This window comes from Microcoleus sp. OTE_8_concoct_300 (assembly GCF_031383065.1).
In the GTDB taxonomy this organism is placed as follows: Bacteria; Cyanobacteriota; Cyanobacteriia; order Cyanobacteriales; family Microcoleaceae; genus Microcoleus.
Map to the genome: position 1 here is coordinate 1 of NZ_JANMZH010000227.1, position 4716 is coordinate 4716.

Genomic DNA, 4716 nt, shown 5'->3' on the forward strand with positions numbered 1-4716 from the left:
GGCCCTTAATGCCCTCAATCAAGAAACCACCCTACCGCGTAGCTTGAGACAAAAAAGGAACCGGGCAGCCATGAGTGATGAGTACATGATGCTTATTCTCAAATCCTTGTGTCAAGCCTGATTGAGATGCTCTTACCCTGCTTAAATATTGAGATACTCTACCGCTAAATAAGTTGTTAATGGTTTGAGCGACTAATTTTAACCACAGGGGATTACCTTGATAAAGGTTAATCAATTCTGGCCAGGCTTCTTCATCCAACAAACCCTTTTCTCTAATAATTTCTGTTGCGGCTTCACCTAAACCAGTTAACTGTAATAAACATACTGCTGAATTATCGTCGGTGAAGGTGAGGATGTCTGAGGGTGGTTCCCAACTATTGAGAATTAAGCAGCTATTGTGGGGAAGTTCGCCGATAAGTTTAAATAGGGTTCCGTAGTTTTCATATCCGGGTTTATAATGTCCTGCAAGTTGCCCGCTGCTGAGAATTTGCTGCACGTCATCGAGGATGATGAGACAGCGATTTTCGCGCAATGTTTCTATTAGAATTGACAATTGATCGTCGGTGTTGGCGGGTATGTTAATTTCTGGTTGATTTGAGAGAAATTGAATGAGTGTTTTGAGGGTTGTTTCGAGGGGTGGGGAGGTGCGGAGACTGCGCCAGATGATGCGATCGAACTGAGTTTGAATTTGGGGGATGAGGTGACGGGCGATCGCACTTTTGCCGGTGCCTGCCATGCCTGTGATGGTGAGGAGGCGGCAGTTTTGCTCTAGAATCCAGGTTTCGAGGGCGGTGAGGGGGAATGAAGGGCGATCGTAGAAGGTTTTGAGTTCCGGTGCATCTCTTAAATCAAGTCGCGGTTTTTGTTGGGTGTTGTCTTGATTCGAGGTTTGTGTTGGGGGTGAGTGTTGTGGAGTTTTGGGAGGCTGTGAGGCTTCTGTGCAGAAGTTGATGTTACCCTGTTCTAAAAAATTATAATTTAGGAAATTAGAATTGTGAGAAACTTGATATCTTTCCATTGCAGACTTAAAAGTAGATTTATTTACATTTTCCTCTAAAATTTCTGACATAATTTTCCATAATTTTGAGGCGATATTTCCAACATGACGTTCGGTACAATGAAATTCTTTAGCAACTTGGGAATATCTTTTACCTTGCCAACTAGCAAGCAATACTGCCTGTTGCAGATTGTCTAAGTGTTTGCCAGTTTTGGCTAAAACCAGGTCGTCGGCAAATCTCCAGATTTCTTTAACGTCCATAGTCAGGTAGATTGTAGGAATTCCCTCATTTTACCAAACTTTAGGACATTTTATGATATGAGTTAAAAAAACCTGAGATTTTATGATGTGAATTATTAAGTTATTTGGTGATATTTTATGAGTTTTTATGATAGTCAATTTAAAAAATATGAGTTACGATAGATAGGAATAAATGCAAATGTTCAAATTTTGGATAATTTTCTTAACGATAGGTACAAGAATGAGTAAGCAATTAGTTTCATGGGAAGAGATTCGAGAAGAGTTTGAAGACAAGAAAACCAGTCTTTTGCTGGGCAAAGGTTTTAGTTGTGCAGTGTGGAATCGTTTCAAAGATTCATCCCTGTATGAAGTGGCATCATTACCAAATAATGGTGGCACTTCCTTGTCAGAAGAAGATATACAAATTTTTGATAAGCTAGACACTAAAAACTTTGAGAAGGTACTAGCAACTCTTTCGACAACCAAAGAAGTCAATGAGATTTTAGGGGCGCAGGCGCATCCAGAGATTCTCCAGACAATAAACGATCGTTATCAGAATATCCAAGGCTCTCTAATTCAAGCCGTAGAGCGAGTCCATATTCCTTGGCGAGAAATCCCACTAGAGGTATTCACCACTATCAAAAAAGAAATATTGAAGTATCAAAATCTGTTTTATACAAGTTATGATTTGCTGATTTACTGGAGCCTTACGTCAGATGGATATTTTGAAGGGTTTCGAGACTACTTTTCTGGTAATGAATTCCAGGAAAAATCCGCCATTGAGGATAAAAGGTTAAGGGTTTTTTATATTCATGGGGGCTTACACCTATATTCTCAAGGAGAAAAAATCCTAAAAATTACCAATAAAGGAGAAAACATCTTAGAACAATGTAAACAACTCTGGAGCGATCCAAATTTCCGACCCTTGTTCATGGCCGAAGGTACATGGAGAGACAAACTCAAATTCATTCGCAACTCCGATTATCTGTTTTTTGCTTATAACAGGCTCAAACAAAACACTGATAAACTTGTTGTACTTGGCAACCCGTTGAACCTGGATAAAAATATGCTGGATAAAAATCCTGATTTTAACCAGCACCTTTTAGATGCAATTGTTGAACCAAGCCCTCAGAGAGTAGCTATTTCCATAACCGTAGATGATGGAGATGTAGATCAGCAAATGAAGTATTGGGAAGGCGTCATGAAGCGAGACGACATACCTTTTTTTGACGAAAAATCTCATCCTTTATGCTCTCCTGATATCAGGATATAAGCAGACTGATAGAGCTTAATTGTTCCTGCTGCTTTCGGTGTTTGTTGACATTTAAACAGAATTTAGCAATATCTGGCTCAATCTTAACGTGCCAGATATTGCCAGAATAATATTCTTTCCAATCTGTGATAGGTGCAGCTAATTTCAGTGGTAACTTGCCAACACTATCAGAACTTACCACTACAGACGGACGAATTTTTTTGATTTCTGCTCCCACTGTTGGGTCAAAATTAGCCAACCAAATATCTCCCCGTTTAGGAGAAGGAGAGTTAGTAGTCAATTAAATCTCCTGCTTCTAATTCTTGCCATTCTCTATCTTCCTGGTAATGTTGCAACATTACCTCAGCTTGTTTTGCTAGAATGTTTCGCCTCTCTTCTAACGGCAATTGCATAAATTCTCTGCGACTGGGATAGTCGGCTAGTGTTGGTATTTCTAAATCTATATCGGTCTGCAACTTTTGAATTTGACGATCGCAAATCAATGCTTCTATTCGAGATCCTTCAGCTTCCTCCGCTGCAATGTCAGCATCAATTTCATCTCGGTTAGCATGGTAATAAGTCAAAGCTGCATAGACTTGAGTTAGAGTTAAATGCCCGATGCGCTCGGCAATTTCTTCTGCACTCAAACTTTGCTTGTACCAAATAGCAATGCGCCGGACTGTAACACCAGTTCCGGCAATAATTGGACAGCCACCATGTATGTCAGGCTGACGGCTAATTAGAGTTCCTATATCCGTGATAGTTGACAAGATTTTTTCCCCGCCAATTTCTGAGTGTTCTCTTATCTAGGATAGCACTGTCAAATGTAGTTAGCAGACGGGGAGAAGTTTTAGGCAGAGGGAATTCTTCTAAATAAAGTTCCGTTGTTTCTTTGAGATTGGCGATCGCCTCTTCTATCGTCTCTCCTTGGCTAGCCGTTCCCACTTCAGGACACTCGGCTACATAAACATCCTCTTCCCAATAAACAATTGCCGTAAAAGTACAAGACATTTTTTTGCTATATTATCGCTACTCAATGTAGCAGATACAGCACCGTTTTTCATTCGCGATCGCCCTTGACTCCCCTCTACATGATACAATTAAAACTATTGCAGCCAAAAGGTGAACGGCATGGTACAACAAATCGCCCCACAAACAACACCACAAATCATCTACCCCGACAGCGACGGTCAACCAATGGCAGACAACACCAAACAATTCCGCTGGATTGTCACAATCAAAGAAAACCTAGAAATATTATTCGCTAATTCCCCTGACGTATTTATTGCTGGCGACTTACTCTGGTATCCCGTCGAAGGCAATAACAAAATTCGCAAAGCACCAGATATATTGGCAGTCTTTGGCAGACCAAAAGGAGACAGGGGTTCTTACAAACAATGGGAAGAAGATAATATTCCACCTCAAGTAGTATTTGAAATATTATCCCCAGGAAATAACAACACCGAAATGCTCCGAAAACTATTCTTCTATCAAAACTACGGAGTAGAAGAATATTATATCTATGACCCCGATACCATAGAATTTACAGGATCTCAGCGAGTGGGCGATCGCCTAGAAGAAATCCCAGAAATCAACGGTTGGGTTAGCCCCCGCTTGGGTATACGGTTTCAAATGACACCAGAAACCCTCGAAATTTATCGCCCAGACGATCGCAGATTCCTCACTTCCGTAGAATTAGATCGACTTCGAGAACAGGAAAGCCAACGTGCCGATCGCGAACAACAAGAAAAACAACTCGCTCAACAACAGCTAGAAGAAGAACGCACTCTGCGACAACAGGAACAGCAGCGCTATCAAGCTTTAATAGAATTGCTGCGAGAAAAAGGGATTGACCCCCAACAGTTGTAAGCCCGATCGCCCACCCAACACCACCAATACCCCCAGACTTGCTACCCTAAAGAGAGTTCGATTTAACTCACCCAAGAGCAGCATTCTCAAGAACAGGCAAGATGCCTGTTCCACAAAGAGTCAATTTTCTTCTTGTGGGCCGTTGCTCCTAGCCCGCCCTAAAGGGATGATTGCAACTGATGCAATATCTCAGATTTAATCAAAATCAACAACAAGCAATTGTCACTAACCCCAGCCTAAAGGCATGGGGCTTGAAAGAGGAAGACTCACCACCTTCTTAATTTGAGACTAAAACAGTGTCTAGCCTGCGTCTTTGAGACAAACTGAATTATCTGGTGGTGGTACACCGAACGATGTT

Annotated in this window: 6 protein-coding genes; 2 read left to right on the forward strand and 4 right to left on the reverse strand. The window is 41.3% G+C overall.

Translation table 11 applies throughout. From position 1 onward, the window contains the following. Positions 1 to 31: 31 nt before the first annotated feature. Positions 32 to 1258: an NB-ARC domain-containing protein gene (locus ACUVJL_RS10855; RefSeq protein ID WP_445245847.1), complete on the reverse strand. Its 1227-nt coding sequence runs from the start codon at positions 1256 to 1258 to the stop codon at positions 32 to 34. Between the two features lie 220 nt (positions 1259 to 1478). Between ACUVJL_RS10855 and ACUVJL_RS10860 the strand changes: the two genes are divergently transcribed. Next, positions 1479 to 2510 carry a DUF4917 family protein gene (locus ACUVJL_RS10860; RefSeq protein WP_445245848.1) on the forward strand — a complete coding sequence of 344 codons (1032 nt, stop codon included), beginning with the start codon at positions 1479 to 1481 and terminating at the stop codon, positions 2508 to 2510. Here ACUVJL_RS10860 and ACUVJL_RS10865 read toward each other — a convergent pair. From ACUVJL_RS10865 to ACUVJL_RS10875, 3 genes are read right to left on the reverse strand one after another with little or no spacing between them, the layout of a single operon-like run. Then, complete coding sequence (locus ACUVJL_RS10865; protein ID WP_445245849.1) at positions 2500 to 2790, reverse strand: type II toxin-antitoxin system PemK/MazF family toxin; 291 nt, start codon at positions 2788 to 2790, stop codon at positions 2500 to 2502. The genes ACUVJL_RS10860 and ACUVJL_RS10865 overlap by 11 nt on opposite strands. Continuing rightward, positions 2780 to 3259: a DUF433 domain-containing protein gene (locus ACUVJL_RS10870; RefSeq protein ID WP_445245850.1), complete on the reverse strand. Its 480-nt coding sequence runs from the start codon at positions 3257 to 3259 to the stop codon at positions 2780 to 2782. Before ACUVJL_RS10870 ends, ACUVJL_RS10865 begins: the two co-directional genes overlap by 11 nt. Further along, the gene (locus tag ACUVJL_RS10875) at positions 3225 to 3500 is read right to left on the reverse strand and encodes a type II toxin-antitoxin system HicB family antitoxin (RefSeq protein ID WP_445245851.1); all 276 of its coding nucleotides are present in this window, start codon (positions 3498 to 3500) and stop codon (positions 3225 to 3227) included. The genes ACUVJL_RS10870 and ACUVJL_RS10875 overlap by 35 nt, the downstream gene beginning before the upstream one ends. Positions 3501 to 3620: 120 nt before the next feature. On the opposite strand from ACUVJL_RS10875, the gene ACUVJL_RS10880 reads away from it, so the two are divergent. Continuing rightward, positions 3621 to 4358, forward strand: coding sequence for a Uma2 family endonuclease (locus tag ACUVJL_RS10880; protein ID WP_445245852.1), 738 nt, complete (start codon positions 3621 to 3623; stop codon positions 4356 to 4358). Positions 4359 to 4716 lie beyond the last annotated feature (358 nt).